This is a genomic window from Methylomonas albis (genome assembly GCF_014850955.1).
Taxonomy (GTDB): Bacteria; Pseudomonadota; Gammaproteobacteria; order Methylococcales; family Methylomonadaceae; genus Methylomonas; species Methylomonas albis.
This window is the reverse complement of the sequence record NZ_JACXSS010000001.1, coordinates 5187754-5213929: the sequence shown is the minus strand read 5'-3', so window position 1 is coordinate 5213929 and position 26176 is coordinate 5187754. Positions and strand designations below refer to the sequence as shown.

Genomic DNA, 26176 nt, shown 5'->3' with positions numbered 1-26176 from the left:
ACTGCATTCAGCGTTACTTATGCCATTGCCTTAAGGATCGACTCCAGCGGCACCAACGAAATCAATGCTCTAAACAACAAAGCATTATTATTGTTGACGAGGCCGTAACATTCGTAATCCAAGGGTGTGGCGTTCAAATCGCCAAAATCGTGCGCGGCACAATCCGCTGCGGGTTTGATCAAAATATGCACCGCGTCGTTACTTCTAAGCTGCGACAAACACCGTCTGTCGATAGAAATTTTGTGCGAAGTATAGACCATGGGGTTACGCTCGAAATCGTGCAGCCATTTCAAGGCCTTTTCAAGTAAGGCACTAGACAACAGCGCACATGGGAACATCTCCGGAAAGATAACCTTATCCTGCAATTCGTCGAAATACTGGGTTTGATCCCTTAGCGATGCGCATAGAAAATTCTTGGCATTGCTGGTCATCATGAACTTACGTTTTAGAAAAAAACCATTATTCAAAAAACAACGGTCGGGCTGGATTTTTAATTCGCCGACCCGAGACAAATTCGGCTGACCCAAAAACAGCGGTTCGGCGGTTTCTTTTTTATAGCCGGTCAAAGCCAGTTTACCGTCGGCTTTGACGATAATCCGATTGCTCAAACTCGCTGAAGGCTCATGTTTAAACAGCGATTCCTTGATGTCTACTTCAATTGTCTGGCCGGGCTTGATGGCGTTAGCAAAGGTAAATTGGTAATTGCTAAAGTTCAAACCCTGTTCAGCTATCAATTTTTCTTCGTCATGTTGCCGACGATACTCGGCAATCTTACCTTCGATCAAGGACTCCAGCTGAAATCCCAAGCTAATCGGGCCGTTAAACGGATTGCCATTAATGTTCTGCCACTTCCGGCTATCGTGGAGTAGATTGAAATCGTCGGTGGAATTGCGGGCAATGTCGATATGTAACTGACTGAAAAACTCTGGGTTGGTTTGATTCATGCTGATGGCCTCTGTTCTTTTTATTCCGGTATTCAAGGACTGACTACGCTATTCCCACACTCCAGGCATGCTATCACTGTTAATGGCTGTAACAAACCCAATAGCAGGTCATTGGCTGCGAAAAGGCTAGATAAAAATCCTTAATCTGAACATAGGCCATTTGTTGAAAACCTGTTGGTTGAAGACCTAGGAATTTGTGGATAAGTAGTCTGCAAAAACCCGTCTTTCAGTTATCCCCAGCCTGTGAACAAGCAGAAAGTCCCAGGTATAACAGCGTTAATTTCCAATAAGTCTTTGAATAAAAACAGCTAAAACAGGTTTTCCACAGATTTTTCGTCACTAGTAGTAATAGTAATCTAAAGATATATATAAAGTTATTATTACTATTGCGACTGTCCCATTTATACGGGCAGGGAATTTGAGCTGCTTAAAAGCTAATCTTCTGCTTGCAGGTGTTCCGTTAAGCTTTTAGGCAGTTTCTTTTTGACTTTGACGCCCAATTCTTCCAAAGCGCTGGCTTGACGCAACAAGTTGCCGCTACCGCTACTCAGTTTGTTGACGATGCCATCGTAGGTTCTTTGTACCGTGCTGAGTTGATTTCCCAATTTTTCGATGTCTTCGACAAAACCTCTGATCTTGTCGTACAAACTGCCGGCCTTGTCTGCAATCAAGCGCGCGTTCTCGTTTTGTTGTTCGTACCGCCAGATGTTTTGCACGGTGCGTAAAGTCGCCAATAAGGTTGTCGGGGTAACGACCACGATTTTGTGTTCGAAAGCATCGTTGAATAATTTTTCGTCGGCCTGGAACGCTGCCATGAAGGCCGCTTCTATTGGCATGAAGAGCAACACAAAATCCAGCGAGCGTAGACCTTTCAAACTGGAATAGTCTTTGTTGCTTAAGCCTTTGATGTGGTTTCTAACTGCTTCGGTGTGTTGTTTCAGGGCTTCGATGCGCTGGTTATCGTCTTCTGCCGAGCAATAACGCTCGTAGGCCACTAGCGAGACTTTGGAATCGATGATTACATCCTTGTTTTCCGGCAAACGCACGATCACATCGGGCTTGAACAGCCGATTGTCTTCATCGCGAAACGCACCTTGAGTTTCGTATTCGATGCCTTTGCGTAAACCGGATTGTTCCAAGACTTTTTCCAGGATCATTTCACCCCAGTTGCCTTGGGTTTTGTGATCGCCTTTCAAAGCTCTGGTTAAATTCAGCGCTTCCTGATTCATCTTGGCAGTATCGCGGCGGAGCGAGACGATTTCCTCGCGCAAAGAAATACGATCTTTGGTTTCGTTGTCGTAAACGCTTTCGACCCGAGTTTTGAATTCGCCCAGTTGTTGCTTGAGTGGTGCCACCAGATTTTCGATACTGACTTTATTGTGCTCGACGAATTGTTTGCCACGTTCTTCAAAAATCTTGTGGGCTAAATTTTCGAATTGTGTTTTTAACTGATTTTCCGTGTCTTGCAGTAGGCGGATTTTCTCGGCGTTGCCTTTGTGTTGTTCTTGCTGCCGGGCGTTGAGATCCGCGTTTTCGGTTTTTAACTCCAACAATTGTTGTTGCAGCAATTGCAACTCGGATTCTTTTTGCGCCAACAGCAAAACCCGCTCTTCGGCCACGGCCAATTTAACGGCCTGTTGCTGGACTTGCTGTTGCTGCTGCTCTAACTGACTTTGCAATTCGCGCTGCCGCTTACCGCTCAGCCAGGCGCAAATCATGTAACCAAGCAAAGCCGCCAACGGTATTGCCGCTAGTGCCATCCCTACTCCTGTTTCCATCGAAATCCTCTTAATGAATCAAGCAGACGAGTTAACGCGGCTTGATCGACAAATCCCCAATCGTAAAACCAATATCAAAGCCCTTGCCTTTACCCATTAAAACCAGGGAAATTTCGCCGCGGGTCAATACTTGCCTATCCACCGAGTTTTTAATGCCAAAGTGATTGCCCAGCGAAATGTAATCGCCAAAAATTTCGCTGATATATTTCACATCGGTGAAATGGCCTTCGCCTTCTATAACGGAATAACCAATCGTAAAACCTATGCTTTTTGACGACAGTTTGACCTGAGCTTTTTGACCATTGCGGCAGGTGATTTCGCCGGTGCCATCGTATTGCTTATACGCCAGCGAAAAGCCCTCCAGCTTGTATGTCATGCTGCAGGTACCCAGCTTCTTTTCTCCAAACTGCTCGTTAAAGTCAATTTCCGCTTGATTGGCTTGTTTAGTCTCGGCAGTGTCCGGCTGGGCAGGGGTTTCCGCTGACTGAGCAGGCGGAGCACCGTCCAGCGGATGGGTAACAAACTCCGCGTGGCTTAGGTGTGGAAATACGGTGAGCAAGCCAAACACCAAAAGCAAAGACTCGTTTAATTTGTTATGTGGGTACGCGCATTTCTCGTTACGAACCGATAAAAGCGATTCAATCTGCTTGGTCAGTCTATTCATCTGTTTTAGTCCAAATCGGTTATCTGGCTGATAGCTGTAAAAACCGCTGCCGCGCCAAGAATGGGGAACTATTGAAATTCTAACTCGCGGCAACTACTTTCGCGCATATTCATACTAAGTGCATTTATCTTTTGAAGATCACGGAGTACACGGCATGAAAAATCACATATCAAGTTGGCGAAATTTTTGTAAGGACTGGGATGCGTTGACGTTTTATCAACGCTTCGAAAGCGGCGTAGCGTTTGCGCTGACGTTTTTGGTGATGTTGGTCGTCAGCGTCGCTTTGTTCAGGTTATTCGTTGGGGTAATCGGCGGATTGGTGTTCGATGCTTTGAATCCTTTGGACCACGAAATATTTCAACAGGTATTCGGCGAGATCATGACCTTGCTGATCGCGCTGGAGTTTAATCACACCTTGCAATACGTTGTGACCCGCGAACAAAGTGTCATTCAAACCAAGGTCGTACTGTTGATTGCAATGTTGGCATTGGCGCGCAAGTTTATCGTGCTGGATCTGGGCAAAACCTCCGCCGATGTATTGCTGGCCCTAGCAGCAGCGACATTGGTGTTGGGTGTGACGTATTGGCTGGTGCGTGAACGCGATGATCGCTTGTTAGAAATACAGCGATCTAATTCAAAACTGGAGAATAGATAGGCTGGGAAGAGCAACGCGAAACCAAGCCACTTAACTGGCCCAAGCAGGGCATTAAAGTGCGGTTAGCGGAGCTTACGTAACCGCACAAAGTAGCCCTGTTAGAACGATATTTCAGTGCTATCCCACTTAATTGACTTTATATACATAGCCTCAGAGCTTTCTAGTGCTATCTCAGTATACGGTAAGTGTATTTTTTGATTGCTGTCCAATGACCTAAAACAAAGCCAAGTTCCGGTTTTGGTAAGAGCTTCGGAAATGCTTGGTAAAGGATCCTCTATACCTGAGGCATTCCTAACAAAGATTTTCGGTGAGAACGACGCTCCATTGGGGCCGACAAATTTTGGTGGTACCACCCCATTTGGCCCGAAAACTGCGTCCGCAACCACATATGGCTCGGCTGGAAGCACGCAAACAGAATCATAATGGTTCGGGGTTACTATATGTTCTGGATTTCTGATTGACACCCGTGTGTTCGCGGGGATTTGAAGTGGTCCACTCACCACACCAAATTCAAACTCATGAGAGCAGCCAATAAGAGTTAAGGCAACAATTAAAGCGAAATAGATGAAGGGGTTATAGTGATACATAAGCCTAACAAGTAATTAAAAGGTTTTCATATATTACTCGGACACCACAATCTCACAACGCTTTAAACACCTCAGCCGCCGCATCCACCGTTGCCTGCAAATCCTCATCCGTATGCGCGGCGGAAACAAATCCGGCTTCAAAAGCCGACGGCGCTAGGTAGACACCTTTATCCAGCATGGCATGGAAGAATTGCTTAAAGCGATTTGCATCGCAAGCCATGACTTGAGAAAAACGGCTGACCGATTTTTCATTGCTAAAGAACAAGCCAAACATGCCGCCGACCTGGTTGGTGGTAAAAGCGATGCCGGCCTGATCGGCAGAAGCTTGCAGGCCGGCCAATAATTTAGTGGTTTTGGCGGTCAGGGCGTCGTAGAAGCCGGGCTGGTTGATCAGCTCCAGGGTTTTCAAACCGGCGGCCATCGCTACCGGGCAGCCGGACAACGTGCCGGCTTGATAGACAGGACCCAGCGGCGCCAGATATTCCATGATCTTGCGGCTGCCTCCGAAAGCGCCGACCGGCAAGCCGCCGCCGATGATTTTACCGAGCGTGGTCAGATCCGGTTTGATGCCGTATAGGCCTTGCGCGCCTTGCAAACCGACGCGGAAGCCGGTCATCACTTCGTCGAAAATCAACACGCTTCCGTATTGGTCGCAGACGTCGCGTAGGGTTTGCAAGAAGCCGGGTTCCGGTGGAATGCAGTTCATGTTGCCGGCTACCGGTTCGGCGATGATGCAGGCAATCTTGTCACCCAGTTCGGCAAAGGTGCTGCGCACTGCATCGCTGTCGTTGTAAGTCAGCGTGAGGGTGTCGGCAGCAACCGAGGCTGGTACGCCCGGCGAGCTGGGTACGCCCAGAGTCAGCGCGCCGGAGCCGGCTTTCACCAATAAAGAATCGGAGTGGCCGTGGTAGCAGCCTTCGAATTTGACGATTTTGTCGCGGCCGGTATAACCGCGGGCCAAACGCAAGGCGCTCATGGTGGCTTCGGTGCCGGAGCTGACCATCCGCACCATGTCTATCGATGGCAGCAATTCGCAGACTGTTTGTGCCATCAGAGTTTCTATCTCGGTGGGCGCACCAAAGCTCAAACCTTTTTCGGCAGTTTGTTTAACGGCTGTAATCACGGCCGGATGGGCGTGGCCCAAAATCATTGGCCCCCAGGAACCGACATAATCGATATAGCGCTTGCCTTCGCTGTCGTAAACGTAAGCGCCGGCCGCGCGGTCGAAATACACCGGGGTACCGCCGACGCCACTGAAGGAACGTACCGGCGAGTTCACGCCACCGGGAATGTATTGTTTGGCTTGAGAAAATAATTCGGAAGATAGTGTCATGGGGAATGATGGATTGGGTAAAACGGTAGGTTGGGTCAGGCGCTAGCCGTAACCCAACACGTAAACTTTGAATGTTGAGTTGTGCTTTATCGAGCTAACCCAACCTACGATGTTATTGCGGTTTGCCAAACAAATGCGGGCCTTTGGGCTGCGGTTTGTTTTGCAAACAGAAATATGCCGCAGCATCGAATTTGATCTGCAAGGTGTGGGTGTCTTCGTGGTCTTCCAGATATTTCTCGGCATCGATTTCCGATAGATCTTTCATGATGTGTTCGGCGATGCAATCGCAGCTTTCTTGGAAGCGTTTTTCGTCGACATCTTTGTTATTCGAGTTTTTCAGCTCCCGCGCGAGGCATTTGGCTGAAAACTCTTTTTCGAATTGACGTTTCTCTGGTTCGGTCGCTTCGCCGCTATCGACTCTGTGTACTGCTTTTTTTGCAGTACCGGCACTGGCTTTGGGAGTTTCCGATTCATCGCTGGAGCAACCGGCAATGGTCAACGCCGAAACAATCAGCGTGGCAAACAGATAAGAAGTTTTTCTAGTTTTCATAAGTGTTGTTAGTTCTATTAGTTAAGTAAATCTTGCAGCAATGCTGCCAAGGTTTTTTGTTGTTGATTTTGGGTTAAGCGGTTTGCGATAACAATGCTTTTTAATTGCTGCAACGCCAGACTGAAATCGTCGTTAACGATCAAATAATCGTACTCCGGATAATGGCTCATTTCCGTCACCGCATCGCGCATGCGCCGGGCAATCACCTCCGGGTTATCCTGACCGCGGTTTTGCAAGCGCTGGCTTAATACTGCTATCGATGGCGGCAGGATGAAGATCGATAGACTTTCCGGCAACATTCTTCTCACTTGCTGGGCGCCTTGCCAATCAATTTCCAAAATTACGTCCAGACCTTTGGCCAGATTGTCTTCTACGGTCTGCTGCGCGGTACCATAAAAATTATCGAAGACTTGCGCATGCTCTAAAAAGGCTTGTCGTTCGTTCATGGTTTTAAAAGCCTCAACCGAGACGAAAAAATAGTCAACGCCATCTTGTTCGCCACTGCGCATTGCCCGTGTAGTATGGGACACCGACACGGCCAGATCGTCCATCTCGGCAATGAGTTGTTTAACCAAGCTGGTTTTGCCTGCCCCAGATGGTGCGGAAATAATATAAAGTTTGCCCGAAATCATGTGTATTAATGAGGGTAATCCATGCGGCCGTCATTCTTTTCTGATAACGTCCATAGAGTCAAGCCCTAAGCGGTCACTGTGGTATCATGCAAGGCCTTTCTAAGCCCCTTCTTGAACGCCGATGAGTGTGATTTGGAACAACTGCCTGGCCAAGCTTGAACATGAAATTCCCAGTACCGATTTCAGCACCTGGATTAGACCGCTGCAAGCGGTGGAAACCGACAGCCAGTTAAAATTGCTTGCTCCCAACCGCTTTATTATCGACCATATCAAACAGCATTTTTTCGCGGTGATTGAAGACGCAGTCAATGAGTTTTCTAACGCGACTTTGGCCGTACAGTTTGAAATCGGTAGCAAAAAGGCAGCAGCTATCAAGGCGCCAACGATAAACAAGAGTCCGGCGCAGAAAAAGAATCAACCCAATTTTTTAAACAGAGCCTTCACCTTCGAGAGCTTTGTCGAGGGTAAATCCAACCAATTGGCCAAAGCGGCTTCGATGACGGTTTCCGAGAATATCGGTAAAGTCTACAATCCCCTGTTTATCTACGGCAGTTCCGGTTTGGGTAAAACCCACTTGATGCATGCTATCGGCAATGCGGTGTTGCTGAAAAAACCCGATGCCAATATTGTCTATCTGCATTCCGAGAAATTCGTGCAGGACATGGTCAAAGCCCTGCAGCAAAACAGCATCAATCAATTTAAAGAGTATTACCGCAGCATCGATATTTTGTTAATGGACGATATCCAGTTCCTGGCAGGCAAAGAACGCTCGCAAGAAGAGTTTTTCCACACCTTTAACAATCTGCTGGATAACAAACATCAGGTGGTTTTGACCTGCGATAAATATCCCAAAGAAATCGATGGCTTGGAAGATCGTTTAAAATCGCGCTTTGGTTGGGGTTTGCCGGTGGCTATCGAACCGCCGGATCTGGAAACGCGTGCGGCAATTTTAATCAAGAAAGCCCAACAGGTCAGTGTCGATCTGGATCAAGACATTGCTTTTTTCATCGCCAAACGCATACCGTCCAATGTTAGAGATCTGGAAGGTGCCTTGCGCAGAGTGGTAGCCAACTCGCAATTTACCGGCCGCGACATTACTTTGGAATTTACCAAGGAAGCGTTGCATGATTTGATCAGCTTGCAAGACAAGTTAATCAGTATCGATAACATCCAGAAGACTGTGGCCGAGTATTTCAAGATCAGAGTGGCCGATTTGTCCTCAAAAAATCGCAAACAGTCCGTCACTCGACCCAGGCAGGTGGCCATGTGTCTGGCCAGGGAATTGACTTCGCACAGCTACCCGGAAATCGGCGATGCCTTTGGCGGACGCGACCACACCACTGTGATCAATGCCTGCAAGCGCGTAGCGGAGCTAAAAGACGACGATGTGAAGATGGCTGAGGATTACAAAAACCTGTTGAGAACCTTATCGCATTAATTGCGCTTAAGTTGTGGATAAAGTGTGCCAAAAATAAGCCCTTTAGCTTATCCACAAAACCCATACAAGCTAAAGCGGTATCCGACAACAATGTTTGATACATGCTAAGATTTTGATTTAAATTAGATAAAACCAGTTTTCCACAGCTTTTTGTTTACATAGTAGTAACAATATATAAAAAATATTTATATGAAATTTATTATTAGCAGAGATCAAATTTTGCCGCCGCTGCAACAAATCGTCAGCGTTATCGAGAAACGGCAGACTATGCCGATTCTGTCCAATGTATTGTTGCAGGCTAGCGACGATCAATTGGTAATGACCGGTACAGATACCGAAATTCAGATCGTTGCTAAATTAAATATCGAATCAATATCTAATTCCGGAGAAATTACGGTTCCCGCCAGAAAATTTCTGGATATTTGCCGCTTATTGCCAAACGGCGCGGAAATTCTATTCGAATTGCAAGACGACAAAGTCAAAGTCGTCTCCGGCCGCAGCCGATTTTCTTTGAGCACCTTACCAGCCGAGCATTACCCGGAGTTTAATGAGTCCGAGTTTGAGTATAGCTTTTTGCTGAATGCCGGAAAATTCAAGAAAGCTCTGGAGAAAACCGTGTTTTGCATGGCCAATCAGGATGTGCGCTATTACTTGAACGGTTTATTGTTGAACGTGAGTAATTCCAGGCTGAAGTTGGTGGCTTCCGATGGGCATCGTTTGTCGATTTATGAAGATGATATTGGACAAGCGACCGGTTATGAATCCCGCATCATCATGCCTAGAAAAGCGGTGCAGGAACTTAGCCGTTTATTGGACGATGCAGAGGCTGAATTGAACATTCAATTCTCCAACAACAACATCAGAATTTATTACAAGGAAGTGGTGTTCTCGTCAAAGCTGATCGATGCCAAGTTTCCGGATTTCAGTAAAGTGTTCAATCAGAGCTTTATGAGTCCGCTGTTGATTCAAAAACAGGTATTGCGAGATGCGTTAACGCGGGTAGCGATTCTGTCCAATGAAAAGTACAAGGGTGTAACTTTCGATATATCCGGCGATTTGCTAAAACTCAGCACGCATAATCCGGAGCATGATGAGGCCGAGGAAGAATTGATCATCGATTATCAAGGCGAGCCGCTGAGTATTTCGTTCAACTCGCAATATATGCTGGATGCGGTATCGAATTTGGATTCCGAAATGGCAGTGTTGACCATAGCCGGAAATGCCAGCAGCTGTTTCATCGAAGAACCCGAACAGCCTATCTTTAAGTTTATCGTCATGCCGATGCGGATGTAGGTCTTTTAGCGATCATGACCTTGTTAAAGCTGGATGTGTTGTCAGTCAGAAACATCCATTCTGCAAGCATTTCGCCGTCGCCTGCCATTAATCTGATCACCGGCGCTAATGCCAGCGGTAAGAGTTCATTGTTAGAGGCTATTTTTATTTTGGGTAGATCACGCTCTTTTAGGACTACCCATATTAAGCAGGCAATTTCTTTCGATCAGCCGCAACTGACTGTTTCCGCGCAAAATCGGCAACACTCCGGGTCCGTCAGCACGCTTGGGATACAGATAGACAATAAACAATGCCAGATCCGTATCGATCAGGAAGATAGGCAAAAAGCCGATTTGGCTTATGCCTTGCCGGTGCAATTGATTCATCCGAAAAGTTACCGCCTACTCGATTCCGGACCGCAAATTCGTAGGGAGTTTTTGGATTGGGGGATTTTTAACCAGCACAAAAATTTTCTGCCTTGCTGGCGTAAGTTTAATAAGGCTTTGCAGCAACGTAATGCCTTATTAAAAACTCGGCAGATTAAACAACTCTCGGCTTGGGATAAGGAGCTTGTGGAATATGGGCAGGTAATTAACGATTTTCGTTTGACCTACTTGGCAAGCTTGCAGCCGGTGTTTTTAGAAATGGCTCGGCATTTCTTAAGCAAGGAGCATGTCGATTTGCGCTTCTTAGCGGGTTGGGATGACAGGCAATCCTTGGACTTGATGTTAAAAGCTGATTTGGATCGAGATATGCGTTACGGGTTTACTCATAGTGGTCCGCATCGCGCCGATTTTCAAACTTATCTGGATAAAAGATTGGCGAAAGATTATTTGTCCCGTGGACAGCAAAAGCTGTTAGTACTGGCTTTGCTGCTGGCACAAGTGACTTTATTGAATCAGGAAAGCCCGAATGCCTGTTGCATATTAATCGACGATCTAACATCCGAATTGGATGCCGAAAACCGGGCAAAATTGATAAAATACCTCGTTGGATTAAGTTGCCAGGTTTTTATCAGCAGTAACGATGTCGCTGATTTTGGAGATTTAGGTTCAGTAGAAAACTATAAATGGTTTCACGTGGAACAAGGCGACATAAAACAACTTTGATGTTTCACATGGAACAAATAATAAAAATTAACAACTCCCATCACACACGATACAACTGCTTCATGCGTGACATGAAGGCCAGGCATCGTTGCGGTAAAACACAACACAATGGATATACCCATGAGTGAACAATACGATAGTTCGAATATCACAGTACTTAAAGGATTGGATGCAGTTAGAAAACGCCCTGGCATGTACATCGGCGATACCGATGACGGTTCCGGCTTGCACCACATGGTATTCGAAGTAGTCGATAACTCAATCGACGAAGCTTTAGCCGGGTATTGCAAAGGCGTCGATGTCGTGATTCATGAAAATGGTTCTATATCCGTGTACGACGACGGTCGCGGCATCCCAGTCGATATCCATAAGGAAGAAGGACGCTCCGCAGCCGAAGTGATCATGACTGTGTTACACGCAGGCGGCAAGTTCGATGACAATGCTTATAAGGTTTCCGGCGGTCTTCATGGCGTCGGGGTTTCGGTGGTGAATGCGTTGTCGGAAGAGCTGACTTTAAAAGTGCGTAAGGGCGGCAAGTTGTATCAGCAAAAATATATGTTGGGGGAACCTGTCGCGCCGATGGCAGTCGTGGGCGAAGCTGAAGGCTCCGGTACTTACATCAACTTTAAACCCAGCGACACTATCTTTACCCATATTGAATTTCACTACGACATCCTGGCGAAACGTCTTCGCGAGTTGTCATTTCTGAATTCCGGAGTGCGGATTTCCTTGCGCGACGAAAGAACCGGCAAAGAAGATGTATTCGAGTTTGAAGGCGGTATCAGCGCCTTCGTCCAGCATCTGAATAAAAACAAAACCCCGTTGTTTGATAAAGTCTTCCACTTTATCGCCGAGAAAGAAGGCGTGGTTGTAGAAGTAGCGATGCAATGGAACGACTCCTACCAAGAGAACGTTTTCTGTTACACCAACAACATCCCGCAACGCGATGGTGGTACGCATTTGGCCGGTTTCAGAGGCGCACTGACCCGCACTATCAACCAATATATCGAAACCAACGGTTTAGCCAAAAAAGAGAAAGTTGCCACCACTGGCGACGACGCCCGTGAAGGCTTAACCGCCGTGCTATCGGTAAAAGTCCCCGATCCTAAGTTCTCCTCGCAAACCAAAGACAAGTTAGTTTCATCGGAAGTAAAACCCCTGGTCGAATCGACCATGAACGAAAAACTCCAGGAATTCTTGTTGGAACAACCGCAAGTCGCCAAAGCTATCGCCGCCAAAATAATCGACGCCGCCAGAGCGCGCGAGGCAGCCAGAAAAGCCCGCGAAATGACCCGTCGTAAAACCACTCTCGATATCGCCGGTTTACCCGGCAAACTCGCCGATTGCCAGGAAAAAGACCCGGCCTTGTCAGAACTGTTCATCGTGGAAGGGGACTCGGCGGGAGGCTCCGCCAAACAGGGCCGTGATCGCCGCACCCAAGCCATCCTGCCGTTGAAAGGTAAAATCCTCAATGTGGAACGGGCACGCTTCGACCGTATGATCTCCTCGGAAGAAGTCGGCACACTGATCACCGCACTGGGCTGCGGTATCGGTAAAGACGAATACAACATCGACAAACTCCGCTACCACCGCATCATCATTATGACCGACGCGGACGTCGACGGCTCGCACATTCGTACCTTGTTACTGACATTCTTCTATCGGCAATTGCCGGAGTTGGTGGAGCGCGGCCACATCTACATCGCCCAACCGCCGTTGTACAAAGTCAAAAAAGGCAAACAAGAACATTACGTCAAAGACGACAATGCCTTAAACCAATACCTGATCCAACTGGCCCTGGACAAAGCGCAATTACAAACCGACGCCGACACGCCAGTAATCCAAGGCCAAGGCCTGGAAAAATTAGCGACCGAGTTTGCCGATGTAATGAGCGCCATCAATCGTCTCTCCAGACGCTACGACGACCTGTACTTAGAGCAAATGACCTACATGCAGGTGTTAAGCGAAGACATAAAAGCCGATCAACAAAAGCTGCAAGCCTGGTTGGATTTGCTGCAAAAAAATCTGAACGAAGGCGGCCATAAGGCTATATTCAGCACCCAATTAAAATATCGCGGCAGCGATGACTTTGATGTAGAAGTCAGCAAACGTCTGCACGGCATTACCAAAAGCTTTGTTTTGCACGCACCGTTCTTTGCGGGTAACGATTATCAAAAAATCGCTCGGTACGTGGAAAAAACCCTCAGTATGTTCGGCGAAACCTCGGTCATGCGCATGGGCGAACGCGAACAGCAAGTGGATAACTTCAAGCAAGCATTCGAATGGATGATGAAAGAAGTTAAAAAAGGTCAGCATATCCAGCGTTACAAAGGTTTGGGCGAAATGAATCCGGAACAACTCTGGGAAACCACCCTGGACGCCAACAGCCGCCGCATGCTGCAAGTCACCATTAATGACGTAGTGGCCGCCGACGAAATCTTCACCACCCTAATGGGCGATGTCGTGGAACCGCGTAGGGATTTTATTGTGAAGAATGCCTTGGATGTGGCGAATTTGGACGTGTAACTGTTGTCGGGTGACACAAAAAGTGAAAAGTGTGCCAAATTAGTTGTCAGATCTCAAAATTTCTTAAATTTGTCTCACAATTCTTATGTGAAATCTCAAAATTTATGAAATGCACTTTGAGGTGGTCAGCTTAATACCGTGGCGTATCAACACAACCGCACTAAACATGGTGTGTTGATGGTGCTGGAACTGCTAATGGATACGCCAGACATCGCCGGTGGCAAGGCACAACCATTGCCGACCGAAGGAACTATCACAGCACTGAACATCCCGTATTCGTCTATGGTTTTTGACCTTCACCAAGTCACCGAGATCCAGGCTGAACTCCTCGGTGGCAACGGTATCGCGAAGAAACAGATCAAACATGCCAACCTGTTTAGCTTTACCTGCCTGAAGTCGTTCGCTTTCAATCAGCGTTTTGAACGTAAGGATGTGCACGACTTAATCTATTGCATCGAGCCTGCACCCAACAAAGGTATGGATGCCGTTGCCGACACCTTTTGCAAGGAGCTGGCAGGAAAGCACTGCGATGTGGTCAAAGCGTGCTTATTAATCCTCCGCGATCGTTTCGTTCAGGATGAGAAGGTCGAGGTTTATCGCAAGGATGGCCCTAGGCTGTCCCCAAATTGAGCTTGGCGAGGCAAGCGATGTGATCGAGTAATTATTCGGACAAACCGGATAACCACATGTTTGCGACATTTCAGTTGATTCTAAAAAAGAAGGGGGAGTATGAACGTTCGTACACCACATCGGGATGCAATCAGAATACTATTCATTCTGAACGCGGGCAGTGTGCAATGGACCGATCCAAGTGATGCCACTGTCGCCAAGATTTTCAAAGGCGAAGCACGATTGCACGCATTCGATTTTTGGATGCGCAATCCCGACTATCTGGCGAGTGAGCTTCTTGATTCATTTGAAACCACTGACAATGTGCGACACCGTGAAGCTGCGGAAGCAATTTTCGAGAACGAGGAGCCTGATCTACGACGTGTCCCAATGATTCGGTACTTATTTGGCGCGTTCGAGCGTCTTGACGATGCCCTCTCTTTGCTCCGATCGCGCGATTTGGTACGCATCACGGGTCTCAAAACTAAGGCCAAGGTCCAGGAAACTGACTTCCTTCTGACAGTCAAGGGAGTAGGTGTATGCCATGATGCTGTCACACGAGAACCTATCTTGGGATGGTACGCGGATCGTGCCGCCCTGATCGCCGAAATCGCCGGTGCTCGCGGAGGCGGTGCGCTTAAAGAAAAGCAATATGAGCAGGTCACCTACGCAGAGACTCAACTTGGCGGAATCATCCCGCCGATTGGGGAAAATGTGCTGCAGAGGCTCGCGCGCCTAAAACAAGCAGCCTAACGGGAGGGAGATATGGCAAAAGAGAGTATGGAATGGCTAGATGCCATTGCGGACAAAGCCAAGGTTGATCTGGAGCGCGTTGAACAAGTTCTCGCGACACGACATATAGTACCAACACCTGTTTTGCCGGCCCCGCGGAGGATGAAGCTCCTGAGCATTTCTTTCGGAGGGGAGAAGCATGAAGTCGAAGATGAAGGCCAATACACTTTTGATTGGAATGACCTTGGTGAAGGGTTGTGGGGGATGATGACCGACAGAAACCTACGAGGTAAGTCGTCAATCATTGAGGTTGTACGTTGGTTGTTGCGCGGTAGGCCGTCGCCGAATATGCAGGACGATGTGAAAGCATGGATACATAGCGCGTCCCTGCGGTTCGACCTAGATGGTGTCGAGCATAAGATTGAGGTTGAATGTCGAGAAGGGGCGCGCGGATCGCTGAGTCGGCGAACGTCTGCGGTGGCAGATGCAACAGTAATCGCATCGTTCAATAGCGAGAAGCAGTTCGAGACGGTTATGTCCGATTTCTTTTTGCGCGCGTTTTCGATGGAGAGCATAGCGACGTGGCGAGAAAGCGAGTCGGAGGATAAGAGCGGACAAACAGTTGTACATGGCTGGCCCGCCTTGTCCGGTGCCATGTTCATTGGCACCAACTATGACGTCGTTCTCGGTGATTTGCCTGCCACCACGGGAACGCAGGCACGGCTCATGCAGATGTACCTCGGGGTGCCCTGGGTTTCAACGCTTGCGTCTGCAATTGCGGCACAGAAGTTGGTCAACTCAGGCAACGAGTTGGATAACCGGCGAAGGAGTCATGCGGCACGCGCCAAGCAAACACGGGCAGCCGAGATTGAAGCGCAGCTAAAACAGAAGCGCGAGAATTTGAGCACGCTGCCTTCGGACGATGCCATTCAGGCTGAGTTATCGCAGCTCAGTGGAAGATATGCGGAGACGAAGCGCCGTGAAAAGGCAATGCAAGAGCGTCTGGATCGCGAAATGACTGCCGAGGTGCAAGCAAATGTAGCTTACTTGCAGGACCGCCGCGACCTGCAGACACATAAGGACTCCACTGCTGCAGGTTCGATCTTCCGCATGCTTGACCCGACGTGTTGCCCACGTTGTGATCACGAGATTGACAAGGAGAAAAAGAAAAAGGAAGCAGTCAGTCATGCGTGTTCAGTTTGCGGTGAAAGCATTTCTAACGGGGAAGATGCTGAGCATATAAGAGAGCGGTTGGAGGCTAGCGTTAAAGCCTCGAAGACGGCGCTCGACAAGGTTCAAAAGACCAAGAAGCAAGCTGACGATAGCTTGATTGAATTGCAAGCTGAATTGGAGCGCATCCAGGCCAGAAACGAAGAGTTGACCAAGCAACTTGGCACGTTCGATGCCAGGAAACTTCTGATGAACGAGATCGCGATGCTCGAAGGCCGTCTCGAAGAGGCTCGGTTCGATCCTGGTATCGGCAACGTTACTGATGATGAATCGGCTGTGCTTAAAGCAATCGTTACTGAGACGGAAATGCGATCCAAAGCCGTGCGTGACGAATTCCTTGAGGAGGTTTCGACTAGCTTGCTTCGCTATGCGAAGAGCTTTGGAATGCACAGCCTATCGAAAGCCCAACTTAGAGGAAATGCAAACCTGTTGCTTGTGAAGGGCGGCGCAGATACCTCGTTTAGCAAAGTGACCAAGGGTGAGCGTCTACGTCTAAAGGTTGCCACGGTTCTCGCCATGATTCAGGTAGGCGAACGGCGCGGTATTGGCAGACATCCAGGCTTGATTATGATCGATTCTCCCGCCGCGCAAGAAGTTGCACCGGAAGACCTTCGTGGGTTACTTTCAGGTCTGCAAGTTGTCAGGAAGGAGCTTCCGCATCTACAAATATTTGTTGCCGGAATCACGTCACCTGCGATGCATGAATTCATTGCCGTAGACCGCCGTAAGGAAGCGTCGAACGGGGGATACCTGTGGTAGCCGCTGCTGCTGCAGGCGGGGCGCTTCATCCATTGGAGCAAACACTGCACACGTTGTTGGCCCAAGGAAAGGTACCTAGTGTCAACGATCTCGGTGGTTTGAAGGCGATAGCGCAAATCGTTTCATCCGTTGCAACGTCGCCAATTGCGGCAGAAATCTTGGCGACGATTCTGCGCAGTCTGAGCGAAGCCGAAGACGATGATTCTCTTGTATGGAGAGAGCCAATTGTTACTCTCGTTCAAGGGGCCATTGTCGACACTGTATTAATCGAAATGATCGATGCGACAGATGGTTGCGAACATCTCCCGCAATCAGTCATTGAAGACATATTCACGGCTTTTCTGCAGAAAGCTACGAATACTTCAGGAGCGATTTCCGCCTATGCACGTGCAATCGCTCTTGAGGGGGCATTTCGCCTAGCACTGACAAATAGAAGGAGACAGTTCCGCCTTCTTGATATGTTGTTGAGCATTACGGTCGCTGATGAACCCCAATATCTTCAGTATGCGGCAAAAATTCTCGGTATCGCGCATTCACATTGGCGGGAAAAAGAGATCGTTAATGTTTTAAATGGTCTTGTGGACTGCGAAGAGGTTGCATACGAGGCGACATTCGAACTGGGAATGGCAGGTTTGACCTCGGCTCTTGATGAACCTAAAAGAGATGTTGCCGCTTCCTTCTTCAACGAAGCGTTGCTCTGGTTCAAGAAGGCCAAGGCGCTTAGAGAAACTGCACCAGAAGCATTGCTTTACAGCGAGAGCCTCACACTTCTGACTGAGTTTGAGGCAGGTAGAACGAAGCCGGAATTGGCGGAGCGGAGCAAATCGATTCATAAAGCAGCCTTCGAGTTGCTTGCATGGCATACGGATTCTTCCTTACCTGCTTGGTTGGGAACTCGTCATATTCAAGCGGCATGCTGGAACAGCTTAGCCAGCATATTGGTCTCCCTGATGGAGAGCCTGGAGGAGGTCTGTTGGTGGGAGCCGGCAGTCGTCATCGAAAGCCAGGTATTAGCCGCATACAGCGCGGGACGAACGGTCCTGAAACGCAATCGTGAGGGATACCTTGAGACCTTGGTACGTCCGAGGATCGAAAATTCGATCGGGCGTCGCGAAGGGCAGGCTTATCTTTTGAGGCGTTGGCTGCTTCAAAACCGTCACCATGCTTTGGTGCCAGAAGCTGATTCCCTATTGAACGGAATCGAACACGTGATTTCTCAAGGGGCGAAATCTTCCCACCCTTTTGAGGCAGGAACCGTTTGGGCGCCGGTTACTGCCGTACTTTCTCAAGTCCATTGCAGCGAAGAGACGGAGCAAAGAATTAGGCGGTTAATTGAAAATGCATTTACTTCCAGCCTTGAGAACCTGAGCGGAGCTGAGATCGATATCTTTGACCATTGCCGATCTGCGGTCGAAAATCATCCGGATCATCGCGACAATATTCGTGGCGCCAAGTTGTTCGATACCGTGCTGCTATGGACGGTTCGGTTTCTGAAGAACCGACTAGAAATGACAAGGAAGGACGATGCTTCCGTCGCATATCTTTTCGAAAATGCTGGTGGAACGCTTCCTTACGAAGGCGCCTTGCAGGAAGATTATTTTCGTTGGATCTCTACCCAGACTGCGGCTGGGGAAATCGAAGCCACTAATCTAGGAGGCGGTCGCGCGGACGTCGTTCTTAAAACGACCGGTGAGCGGATCGTCATTGAGGTTAAACGGGAAATGCAGGATGCATCGTTTGATGCCATAGCGAAGAGTTATGCCGGCCAGACCACTGAATATCAGAACGTCAGTATTCGATTGGGTTTTTTGTTGGTCCTTGATCTGACTGACGCAAGGCGTACCGGTGCTCCACATATCCGTTCTCTTGTTGAGTGTCGACAAGTGACGAGGGCGGGAGAGGATGAGCCGCGGCGTGTCGTTATAGTGAAGGTGCCTGGTAGAAGATATTCTCCCAGCGCAGTTCGGGCGGGTAATTCGATTGGATTGGAATAAGTGCGATGGTACAGTTTAATGATTGGTGCGTTTCCGTCGACGAGACCATTGGAAACCATCATTGCAGAGTAATGACCGCGCAGGCAGTAAGCCTTCCGACGGGGATTCAAGCAACCGCAGCCATTGTGCCAGGACACTATGCCTCGGAAGAGCAAGTTGCGCGTGCGTTGGCTCGTCTAGGCAAGCCGGCTGCGGCTGCGCTAATTCAGGGCAAGCTTCCGACGACGAAGGCGATCCGCTCCGGAGATCTTGGTGAAATTTACGCTACTGAATGGATCGATGCGCATAGCGGAGGTTATCGTGCTCCGATCAAGCGGCTGCGATGGAAAGATCATCGCAATATGGCAATGCGCGGCGATGACGTCATCGGCATCCTTCAAGACCCTCAGACTCAACGTCTTCACTTCCTTAAGACGGAGGCAAAGAGTCGCGTCGCACTGACCACCCAAGTCCTTACCGAGGCTAGGGCCGGCCTTGACAAGGATGGCGGCCTGCCATCCGCGCATGCGCTCTCCTTCATCTCAGCGCGCCTGCTAGAATTGAACCAACTGCCACTCGCTGACGCGATCGATGACGCGTTATTGAAGCACGGCATTCCGCCGCAGAACGTCCGCCATTTGCTTTTCACCTTTTCCGGCAACGCACCGGATGCGCTATTAGCAGCGTCTCTTCAGGCCTATCCCGGACCGATAACCCAGTGGGGCGTCGGACTGCGCGTGGATGGGCACGCTGCCTTCATCGGCGCAGTCTACGACCGAGTAATTACCAATGCCAACAACGCCTGAAACAATCGCGGCTGACATCACCGAGGCGGCAACTGCCGGCTTCCGAGGCCGTCTCATCGCGCGCGGTCAGGCGCGAGCAATCATCTGGAGAGATGGGGTGCTCCCCCCAGATGCACCGGCTTTCGCAGCGCAGCTTAGCCATGACCTGCATTCCTATGGCTATGCCCTTTTCGGGCTGGGTCTTCGCCTGCGAGAAATGGATGAAGATGCAGCCCAAGCCCGGATCGCCTTCGAGCAGGCAGCTACAGCCCTAGAAGCTGTGATTGCAAAGGGCAATCGCCAGGAGATCGATCGCGACTTCCATTTCATCATGGCGGCAGCGAGCTATCACCTCGCACATCTGTCCGCGCGCGCTTATTCGCTATTGGCCCTCGTCGAAGCGGATGAAAATTTTGCGCCTATGGAGCGTGTCCTCGCCATGTTGATGAGGCGGAACTTCGACTCACTGCGCGCTACGGTGCTTGATTTCCGGGCCTCGGGCGAAGGTAGCGATGCTCGAATCGCCGCCAGAATTCAGGAAAGCCTCAATCAAGCTGAAGCGGCGGTCAATATCGCAACCGGCGAAGACTTCGTCTTCGATAGCCTCGACATTGCGTTGACCGACACCTTCATGGCGGCGATAGCCCTGTTCCTGCTCGCGCTTGAACGTGGCGAGCGACCATTGCTAGAACAAGCGTTGGAGCGACTCCGCACCGGACTGGCCATCTGCAGCGAGATGAATATGCTCCCGCAGTGGTGGTCGTATCGCATAACCATCCACCTCCTATCCGATCTGTGGACGACTACCTTTCATGAGAGGATTCCGCATCAACCGGCGGGCGGAGAGGCGAACGATTGGCCCAGACTTCGCGAGTTATTTATTGCGCTGATGTTGCGTCGCCCGAAAGCCGAAGTGGATCTCTGGCCTTCGCAGATTGATGCAGCAAACCGTGCGGTTGATCAAGCGGACGATCTGGTTGTCTCTTTGCCTACCAGCGCGGGCAAGACGCGCATCGCTGAACTATGCATTCTGCGCTGCCTCGCCGGTGGGAAGCGCGTAGTCTTCATCACGCCGCTTCGAGCGCTGTCCGCGCAGACCGAAACAACCCTTCAGAGAACCTTTGGTCCACTCGGCAAGACGATCTCAGCACTCTATGGCAGCATCGGGGTTAGCGGCTTTGATGAGGATGCGATCCGGGAAAGTGATATCGTTGTCGCGACGCCGGAGAAACTCGACTTTGCGCTTCGCAACGAACCCTCTCTCCTCGATGACGTTGGCCTACTTGTCTTCGACGAGGGGCACATGATCGGCTTGAACGAAAGGGAAGTCCGCTACGAGGTTCAAATCCAGCGGCTTCTCCGGCGCACTGATGCACATGAGCGGCGCATCGTGTGTCTCTCAGCGATTCTCCCTGACGGCGACCAACTCGACGACTTCGCCGGATGGCTGCGTCGAGACCATCCTGGTGGCTTGATCAAACATGACTGGCGTCCGACTCGATTGCGGTTTGGCGAGGTGGTCTGGACTCCCCCCAATGCGCGCCTGAATCTGCGTGTCGGCGAAGAGCGCCCATGGGTTCAGCGCTTTCTCACTGGAGTGGTGCCACCTATCGGGCGACGAAAGAAGCCTTTTCCAAATGATCAGCGGGAACTCTGTCTTGCGGCCGCTTGGCGGCTGGTTGATGACGGGCAAACCGTCCTCATCTTTTGCCCGGAACGACGTAGCATCGAACCGTTTGCAGACGTGATTGTCGACCTCCACAAGCGTGGAGCGCTGCGACCATTACTGGAAGCAGACCCTGCTGTTCTCGCTACTGCAATAGCGCTTGGTGAGGAATGGGTGGGTCCGGACAGTGCAATCCTCAAGTGCCTGCTTCTCGGGGTGGCGCTTCATCACGGGGCTTTGCCAAAGGCCTACCGGAAGGAGGTCGAAAGCCTATTGCGTAGCAATATCCTCAAAGTCACTATCTCGTCGCCGACCTTGGCTCAAGGTTTGAATTTGTCCGCTACCGCAGTAGTCTTGCACTCCCTCCATCGGGCAGGAACCAGGATCGATATCTCCGAGTTCAAGAACGTGATCGGTCGAGCTGGCCGGGCCTATGTCGACGTGGAAGGCCTTGTGCTCTTCCCCATGTTCGACGAGATTCCGAAAAAGCGGAACAACTGGGAAAAGCTCATCAATGATCTCGGTGCTCGCAATATGGAGAGTGGGCTGGTGCAACTCGTTGTGGCGCTGCTTTCTCGCATGAAAGCCCAAGTCGGTGGTGACCTGGATCAGCTTATCGACTATGTTGCAAACAACGCCGTGGCGTGGACCTTCCCCGAAGTCGCGAATGAGAGCCCCGAAGATCGGGCACGTGCCCTTGCGGATTGGCAGCAGCATATTGCAACGCTCGACACGGCCGTCCTGAGTCTCATTGGCGAAAACGACATTCCGGACGAAGGTGTTGCGGCGGCGCTGGACGACATCCTCCAATCTTCTCTGTGGCATCGCCGTCTTCAGCGGCGAAACGAGCAGGTTCAACAGGTTCTAAAAGCCGGCCTGGTTTCTCGCGGCCGACATATCTGGAGCCAATCGACTACAGCACGCCGCCGGGGCTACTTCTTGGCAGGCGTGGGATTGGGAACCGGGCAGGCACTGGATGCCATTGCAGAGGATGCGAACCTTTTTCTGATTCGGGCCAACGGCAGCATTCTCAATGGCGATGTTGAGGCGGCGATAGCCGCAATTACAGCGATTGCGGAACGCGTCTTCGTCTTCTATCCATTCATACCAGACCCTATGCCGGGAAATTGGCGTGACATTCTCCGCGCCTGGCTTCTCGGCGAACCTCTCTTCGCCATCGCCGCCGGCCAGGAGTCGGAGACGCTGCAGTTCATTGAAGGAGGCCTTGTCTACCGCCTCCCATGGGCGATGGAGGCCATTCGGGTGCGTGGAGTTGCCAACGGCGACACCATTGATGGGCTCCTTTCGCTTGAGGACTGTGAGCTTGGCTTCGCTGTGGCTGCCGTTGAAACTGGAACGTTGAATAGGTCGGTTGCGATCCTCATTCAGGCGGGGTTCAACTCTCGGCTCGGCGCTATAAAGGCTGTCACGGACAGTGGGGCAACCTTCCAAACGGCCCAGGAGCTGCGGCACTGGCTCGGTTCGGATGATCTTGCGGCGTGGAGCGTAAGACCTGATTGGCCGACACCAGAGACGAGGGTGATGTGGATGGAGTTTGCGCAAAGCTTCACACCGCGCGCAAACCGCGTCTGGGCAGACCGCCGGTACTGGGCAGGGGTGACGTGGCTCGGAGTACATCCACCGCCAGGAACACCAGTTCAACTCCATTATTGGGCAGGTCAACCACGCGTGCTTGCTGCGGACGGTGTGCTGGTGGGGACGCTGCAAGCAGCACTTGCACCTGGGAGAGCTGGCCTGATACGTGCCCAAGTGTCTCAAGACGCTGGTCGGATAGACATAGCGTATTTGGGGCCTGACGACCTTGTTGGCACCTAGTACGAATTTACGAAGAATGTTCAGTTCTATGTGCTGCCGTTCCTTATCGATAACACTCGCCCGACCCGTGACGATCCACGGAATGAACGTCCACTGAATACATTTATCGTTTTACGCGACCGTTTTGAGAACGGCGCGCTGAACAGCGTCGAGTTTTTGAAACAGTTACGCAAATTGCCAAGGAAGTTTTGCAGACCGAGAAGGAAACACCGCCGGAAGAAGATGAGGATCATGGTAAATCGGCATTGACCGAATTATTCAACGAAGTCAAAACCGCCGATACTCCGATTATTGTCGAGCGTGTGGTGGCAGACATCGACGAAATCGTCCGGCTGGTGCGTTTTCCCGGTTGGCAAAATACCTTGGCCGGCGAGCGGGAGGTCAAAAAGGCGCTACGCAAATCCTTGTTCAAATACAAACTGCATGCCGATGGAGCTGTTTGAGAAGGCTTACAGCTACATACGACAATATTATTAGCTAAATTTTTTGGCATTTTGCCGTGAAAAATTAAGCTAGATATCGCAAATATTTTGCCAAAAACAGTCACTTACAACGATAAGTATGTTATTTTTTCCTTAATTTTCAATGATTTGATATTTTTTGAGCTTAGAGTATCATCGTTATCAGTATTAATTTCTCTAATGCCTTCTTATAAAAGTGAGTCCATTTTCTCATCTGCTACAAGCTATCAGAGCCTCCCGAGGCATCTGCCAGTCAGAGCTCTCTGACTTGATCGGCTATGAGCAAACTTACATATCGTCTTTAGAAACGGGGAGAAAAGGCCCTCCTCCCCAAGCGTTTATCGATCGTTTGGCAAAAGTTCTTAATTTATCAGCGGATGAACACGCACAGCTAGTTGAAGCGGCTGATGCTTCTAATCGTAAGGTTATTATCGAAAAAGAAGTACCGCTGGACGTTTATTGGTTATTCAGCGATCTGAGGAAGCATCAGCTAGACCTATCCCCATTTCAAGTACGGATGATCCGAGAATTCATCTTATTGAAAGAGACCTTGGCGGCTCAACCAGAATATCCGGTTCAGAAAATAAGGCGTCGAAAAAATCGGGAGGTTCACATGTAAAAACGGGACAAACCTTGCGGCTTGCCCCGCTGGTGTAAGAATCATTGATTGATACCTACGTTTGGCGACTTCAGTATCATCAAAGTTCCCATCAGCGTCAAGCCCCTTCAGCTTCTAACTTCCTGTTGATTATCGAGTTTTACGACCCGATATAGGCATTCTTTTGCCAAAAAACAGGCGTATTCAACATCACAGCTTAAGTTGTGAGGATTTGCCGCATCTAATGCGGTAAGGAATCGTTATGTCTATTGAATTTGATGACCAGCGGCAAAATGCTGGTCGGAGGCCAGATTTGCGCCTCAATATTACGCCTCAGCCCAAAGCTGAGCGAGCAAGAGAGCCAGTGACGCGATCTCGTGGCCAGGTTCGGGGGGGAGTTCCTTCGACAAAAATTAATCGCTCGATTGCCTGGGAATCACAGAATGAACAAAAAGCTTGTTACCACTTTGAATTTTCCCCAGCGGTTAAGGCATTCAGAGAGCAGCCGCAAACCTTCTACCTACCAGCATCAAAGGGAATGTTCCGATATACGCCGGACTTTGAGCTGACCTTGCAAAATGGCGAAATTTGTTACGTTGAAGTTAAGCCGTTATCCAAGTTGTTCACGCCGAAAGTACTGGAGGGGCTGCAAGTAGCCCACCAGTTTTTGGCCGAAAAAGGGCACCGTTTCATCGTCTTGACTGAGGAAGAGCTGAATTTTCCCCATCGAATCCGGAATTTTTCAATTCTAAGACCGTATCTGCGCTACGAGATTCCCCCTCATATTTCCGAACAAGCCAAGGCTTGGGTGGAACAGGTAACTGATCCAACCTTGGAGGCTTTAAGCCGATTTTTGGGTTTTCGGTCTATGGCCTTTGCCCTTATTGCGCAATTGCATATCGGCTTTGATTTTGACCAACCGCTCGACAACACCAGCCCACTTTTTACCTCAGCTATTGGAGACCATCATGAAACTTGCTTCTTTACATACCGGACAGGACCTGATTTTAAACAATGTGCCATACCGTCTAATCCGTATGCTTGAGGATGGTCAATGCCAGTTAGAGCGCAAAAGTGACTTGGCACTAGCCAGTTATACCAAAACTATGCTGTTGGGTTTTATTAGCTCTGGAGAACTCACATTGGCTGGGCAGCAGACTGTTGATGTTACCGGCAATCCGGAAGATCGTCAGCGTTTGGAATGCGATTTATCGGCTTATCCGCAGGCAATACAAAAAGAAGTTTATTACCAATATCAATACGTGAAAAAAGCTGATGAGCTATTGGGTGTAAACGTGAGTTACAGCCGATTGCCCAGGGTGATCAAGTTGGTTGCGGATGAAAACAATGATGTCAAGCCGCCCTCAGCACTGACGGTCGAGTTGTGGTGGAAGAAGTGGATTAAGGCCGATCGTTCGATCACCGCTTTGATTAAAGATAAACGAGGCCCTAAGAATAAGCGACGGATTATCAAAGAGATGGAGACGCTGGTCCAACAGCTCGTAGATGAAATCTATCTCAAAGCTGAAGGTAATAGTGTTAATGATGTCTATGAGGCATTAGCGCTTAAGATTAAGGCTCTAAACGTCAATCGAAATACTCCTCTCGCTATTCCCAGCCGAGCAACCGTCTACCGTTACGTTGGTACCTATGATGAATACTTGGTCATGGCGGCCAGGAAGGGCAAACAAGCGGCCGACAAACATTTCCGAGCAACGGGCAGAGGCCCGGAACCCAAATATATCCTGGAGCGGGCCGAAGTTGACCATACGCCCTTGGATCTATTGATCAACGATGAATTGACCGGCTTAACCATTGGTCGACCCACGGTGACATTCATTCTCGATCGCCATACCCGTTTACCGTTGGGTTTTGAAATCGGATTTGAGCCACCTGCGAAATCGCAGCTCACTTGCACACGCAAAATCACACAACTTGCACACCATTAACTTTTCTAGCTGCACAGGGCTTTTTATCAACTTGCACACTTCCAAGTGCGTATTACGTCAGAAACCCGGCCAGTTACTCCGATTGAAAAC

The 26176-nt window shown here is 49.6% G+C and carries 21 protein-coding genes; 15 read left to right on the top strand and 6 right to left on the bottom strand.

The annotated features are described in order from the left end of the window. Positions 1-17 precede the first annotated feature (17 nt). The 3 genes from EBA_RS23565 to EBA_RS23555 form a co-directional block, all read right to left on the bottom strand. Positions 18-944, bottom strand: coding sequence for a hypothetical protein (locus tag EBA_RS23565; RefSeq protein WP_192376985.1), 927 nt, complete (start codon positions 942-944; stop codon positions 18-20). A 434-nt stretch (positions 945-1378) separates the two neighbouring features. Beyond that, positions 1379-2722, bottom strand: coding sequence for a DNA recombination protein RmuC (locus EBA_RS23560; protein ID WP_225616418.1), 1344 nt, complete (start codon positions 2720-2722; stop codon positions 1379-1381). A 31-nt stretch (positions 2723-2753) separates the two neighbouring features. Continuing rightward, on the bottom strand, positions 2754-3386 hold the full coding sequence (locus EBA_RS23555) for a hypothetical protein (RefSeq protein WP_192376984.1): 633 nt from the start codon (positions 3384-3386) through the stop codon (positions 2754-2756). Positions 3387-3540: 154 nt separating this feature from the next. Here EBA_RS23555 and EBA_RS23550 point away from each other — a divergent pair, with 154 nt between their 5' ends. Further along, positions 3541-4041: a phosphate-starvation-inducible PsiE family protein gene (locus EBA_RS23550; RefSeq protein ID WP_192376983.1), complete on the top strand. Its 501-nt coding sequence runs from the start codon at positions 3541-3543 to the stop codon at positions 4039-4041. Positions 4042-4680: 639 nt separating this feature from the next. On the opposite strand, the gene hemL is transcribed toward EBA_RS23550, so the two are convergent. The 3 genes from hemL to gmk form a co-directional block, all read right to left on the bottom strand. After that, positions 4681-5961: a glutamate-1-semialdehyde 2,1-aminomutase gene (hemL, locus tag EBA_RS23545; RefSeq protein WP_192376982.1), complete on the bottom strand. Its 1281-nt coding sequence runs from the start codon at positions 5959-5961 to the stop codon at positions 4681-4683. A 112-nt stretch (positions 5962-6073) separates the two neighbouring features. Next, complete coding sequence (locus EBA_RS23540) at positions 6074-6511, bottom strand: hypothetical protein (RefSeq protein WP_192376981.1); 438 nt, start codon at positions 6509-6511, stop codon at positions 6074-6076. Positions 6512-6528: 17 nt separating this feature from the next. Continuing rightward, on the bottom strand, positions 6529-7143 hold the full coding sequence (gene gmk / locus EBA_RS23535; RefSeq protein ID WP_192376980.1) for a guanylate kinase: 615 nt from the start codon (positions 7141-7143) through the stop codon (positions 6529-6531). A gap of 121 nt (positions 7144-7264) precedes the next feature. Here gmk and dnaA point away from each other — a divergent pair, with 121 nt between their 5' ends. The 14 genes from dnaA (at position 7265) to EBA_RS23465 (ending at position 26086) form a co-directional block, all read left to right on the top strand. Beyond that, entirely contained in the window at positions 7265-8581 is a 1317-nt protein-coding gene (gene dnaA / locus EBA_RS23530) for a chromosomal replication initiator protein DnaA (RefSeq protein WP_192376979.1), read from the top strand. A gap of 189 nt (positions 8582-8770) precedes the next feature. After that, a complete protein-coding gene (dnaN, locus tag EBA_RS23525) occupies positions 8771-9874 on the top strand; it encodes a DNA polymerase III subunit beta (RefSeq protein WP_192376978.1) in 1104 nt (367 codons plus the stop codon). Between the two features lie 14 nt (positions 9875-9888). Then, positions 9889-10962 (top strand): DNA replication/repair protein RecF, encoded by a 1074-nt coding sequence (recF, locus tag EBA_RS23520; protein ID WP_192376977.1) that lies wholly within the window; start codon positions 9889-9891, stop codon positions 10960-10962. A 120-nt stretch (positions 10963-11082) separates the two neighbouring features. Then, on the top strand, positions 11083-13488 hold the full coding sequence (gene gyrB / locus EBA_RS23515; RefSeq protein WP_192376976.1) for a DNA topoisomerase (ATP-hydrolyzing) subunit B: 2406 nt from the start codon (positions 11083-11085) through the stop codon (positions 13486-13488). A gap of 138 nt (positions 13489-13626) precedes the next feature. Then, positions 13627-14118, top strand: coding sequence for a hypothetical protein (locus tag EBA_RS23510; RefSeq protein ID WP_223146734.1), 492 nt, complete (start codon positions 13627-13629; stop codon positions 14116-14118). A gap of 99 nt (positions 14119-14217) precedes the next feature. Further along, on the top strand, positions 14218-14850 hold the full coding sequence (locus EBA_RS23505) for a hypothetical protein (RefSeq protein ID WP_192376975.1): 633 nt from the start codon (positions 14218-14220) through the stop codon (positions 14848-14850). A gap of 12 nt (positions 14851-14862) precedes the next feature. After that, complete coding sequence (locus EBA_RS23500) at positions 14863-16818, top strand: large ATP-binding protein (RefSeq protein ID WP_192376974.1); 1956 nt, start codon at positions 14863-14865, stop codon at positions 16816-16818. Next, the gene (locus EBA_RS23495) at positions 16812-18812 is read left to right on the top strand and encodes a hypothetical protein (protein ID WP_192376973.1); all 2001 of its coding nucleotides are present in this window, start codon (positions 16812-16814) and stop codon (positions 18810-18812) included. The genes EBA_RS23500 and EBA_RS23495 overlap by 7 nt, the downstream gene beginning before the upstream one ends. Positions 18813-18883: 71 nt before the next feature. Continuing rightward, positions 18884-19597 carry a Hachiman antiphage defense system protein HamA gene (locus EBA_RS23490; RefSeq protein WP_225616417.1) on the top strand — a complete coding sequence of 238 codons (714 nt, stop codon included), beginning with the start codon at positions 18884-18886 and terminating at the stop codon, positions 19595-19597. Next, positions 19581-23078 carry a DEAD/DEAH box helicase gene (locus EBA_RS23485; protein ID WP_192376971.1) on the top strand — a complete coding sequence of 1166 codons (3498 nt, stop codon included), beginning with the start codon at positions 19581-19583 and terminating at the stop codon, positions 23076-23078. Before EBA_RS23490 ends, EBA_RS23485 begins: the two co-directional genes overlap by 17 nt. Before the next feature lie 188 nt (positions 23079-23266). Continuing rightward, complete coding sequence (locus tag EBA_RS23480) at positions 23267-23521, top strand: hypothetical protein (protein ID WP_223146733.1); 255 nt, start codon at positions 23267-23269, stop codon at positions 23519-23521. A 214-nt stretch (positions 23522-23735) separates the two neighbouring features. Further along, complete coding sequence (locus EBA_RS23475; protein WP_192376970.1) at positions 23736-24158, top strand: helix-turn-helix domain-containing protein; 423 nt, start codon at positions 23736-23738, stop codon at positions 24156-24158. A 241-nt stretch (positions 24159-24399) separates the two neighbouring features. Continuing rightward, positions 24400-25182, top strand: coding sequence for a TnsA endonuclease N-terminal domain-containing protein (locus tag EBA_RS23470; RefSeq protein ID WP_192376969.1), 783 nt, complete (start codon positions 24400-24402; stop codon positions 25180-25182). Next, the gene (locus EBA_RS23465; protein ID WP_225616416.1) at positions 25106-26086 is read left to right on the top strand and encodes a hypothetical protein; all 981 of its coding nucleotides are present in this window, start codon (positions 25106-25108) and stop codon (positions 26084-26086) included. The genes EBA_RS23470 and EBA_RS23465 overlap by 77 nt, the downstream gene beginning before the upstream one ends. Positions 26087-26176 lie beyond the last annotated feature (90 nt).

Excerpts from the sequence above, each read along its gene's own strand:
- dnaA (WP_192376979.1), top strand. The coding sequence starts at position 7,265 with ATGAGTGTGATTTGGAACAACTGCCTGGCCAAGCTTGAACATGAAATT.
- EBA_RS23560 (WP_225616418.1), bottom strand. The coding sequence starts at position 2,722 with ATGGAAACAGGAGTAGGGATGGCACTAGCGGCAATACCGTTGGCGGCT.
- EBA_RS23550 (WP_192376983.1), top strand. The coding sequence starts at position 3,541 with ATGAAAAATCACATATCAAGTTGGCGAAATTTTTGTAAGGACTGGGAT.
- EBA_RS23505 (WP_192376975.1), top strand. The coding sequence starts at position 14,218 with ATGAACGTTCGTACACCACATCGGGATGCAATCAGAATACTATTCATT.
- EBA_RS23500 (WP_192376974.1), top strand. The coding sequence starts at position 14,863 with ATGGCAAAAGAGAGTATGGAATGGCTAGATGCCATTGCGGACAAAGCC.
- EBA_RS23565 (WP_192376985.1), bottom strand. The coding sequence starts at position 944 with ATGAATCAAACCAACCCAGAGTTTTTCAGTCAGTTACATATCGACATT.
- gmk (WP_192376980.1), bottom strand. The coding sequence starts at position 7,143 with ATGATTTCGGGCAAACTTTATATTATTTCCGCACCATCTGGGGCAGGC.
- recF (WP_192376977.1), top strand. The coding sequence starts at position 9,889 with ATGACCTTGTTAAAGCTGGATGTGTTGTCAGTCAGAAACATCCATTCT.
- hemL (WP_192376982.1), bottom strand. The coding sequence starts at position 5,961 with ATGACACTATCTTCCGAATTATTTTCTCAAGCCAAACAATACATTCCC.
- EBA_RS23470 (WP_192376969.1), top strand. The coding sequence starts at position 24,400 with ATGTCTATTGAATTTGATGACCAGCGGCAAAATGCTGGTCGGAGGCCA.
- EBA_RS23555 (WP_192376984.1), bottom strand. The coding sequence starts at position 3,386 with ATGAATAGACTGACCAAGCAGATTGAATCGCTTTTATCGGTTCGTAAC.
- EBA_RS23485 (WP_192376971.1), top strand. The coding sequence starts at position 19,581 with ATGCCAACAACGCCTGAAACAATCGCGGCTGACATCACCGAGGCGGCA.
- gyrB (WP_192376976.1), top strand. The coding sequence starts at position 11,083 with ATGAGTGAACAATACGATAGTTCGAATATCACAGTACTTAAAGGATTG.
- dnaN (WP_192376978.1), top strand. The coding sequence starts at position 8,771 with ATGAAATTTATTATTAGCAGAGATCAAATTTTGCCGCCGCTGCAACAA.
- EBA_RS23490 (WP_225616417.1), top strand. The coding sequence starts at position 18,884 with ATGACCGCGCAGGCAGTAAGCCTTCCGACGGGGATTCAAGCAACCGCA.
- EBA_RS23465 (WP_225616416.1), top strand. The coding sequence starts at position 25,106 with ATGAAACTTGCTTCTTTACATACCGGACAGGACCTGATTTTAAACAAT.
- EBA_RS23540 (WP_192376981.1), bottom strand. The coding sequence starts at position 6,511 with ATGAAAACTAGAAAAACTTCTTATCTGTTTGCCACGCTGATTGTTTCG.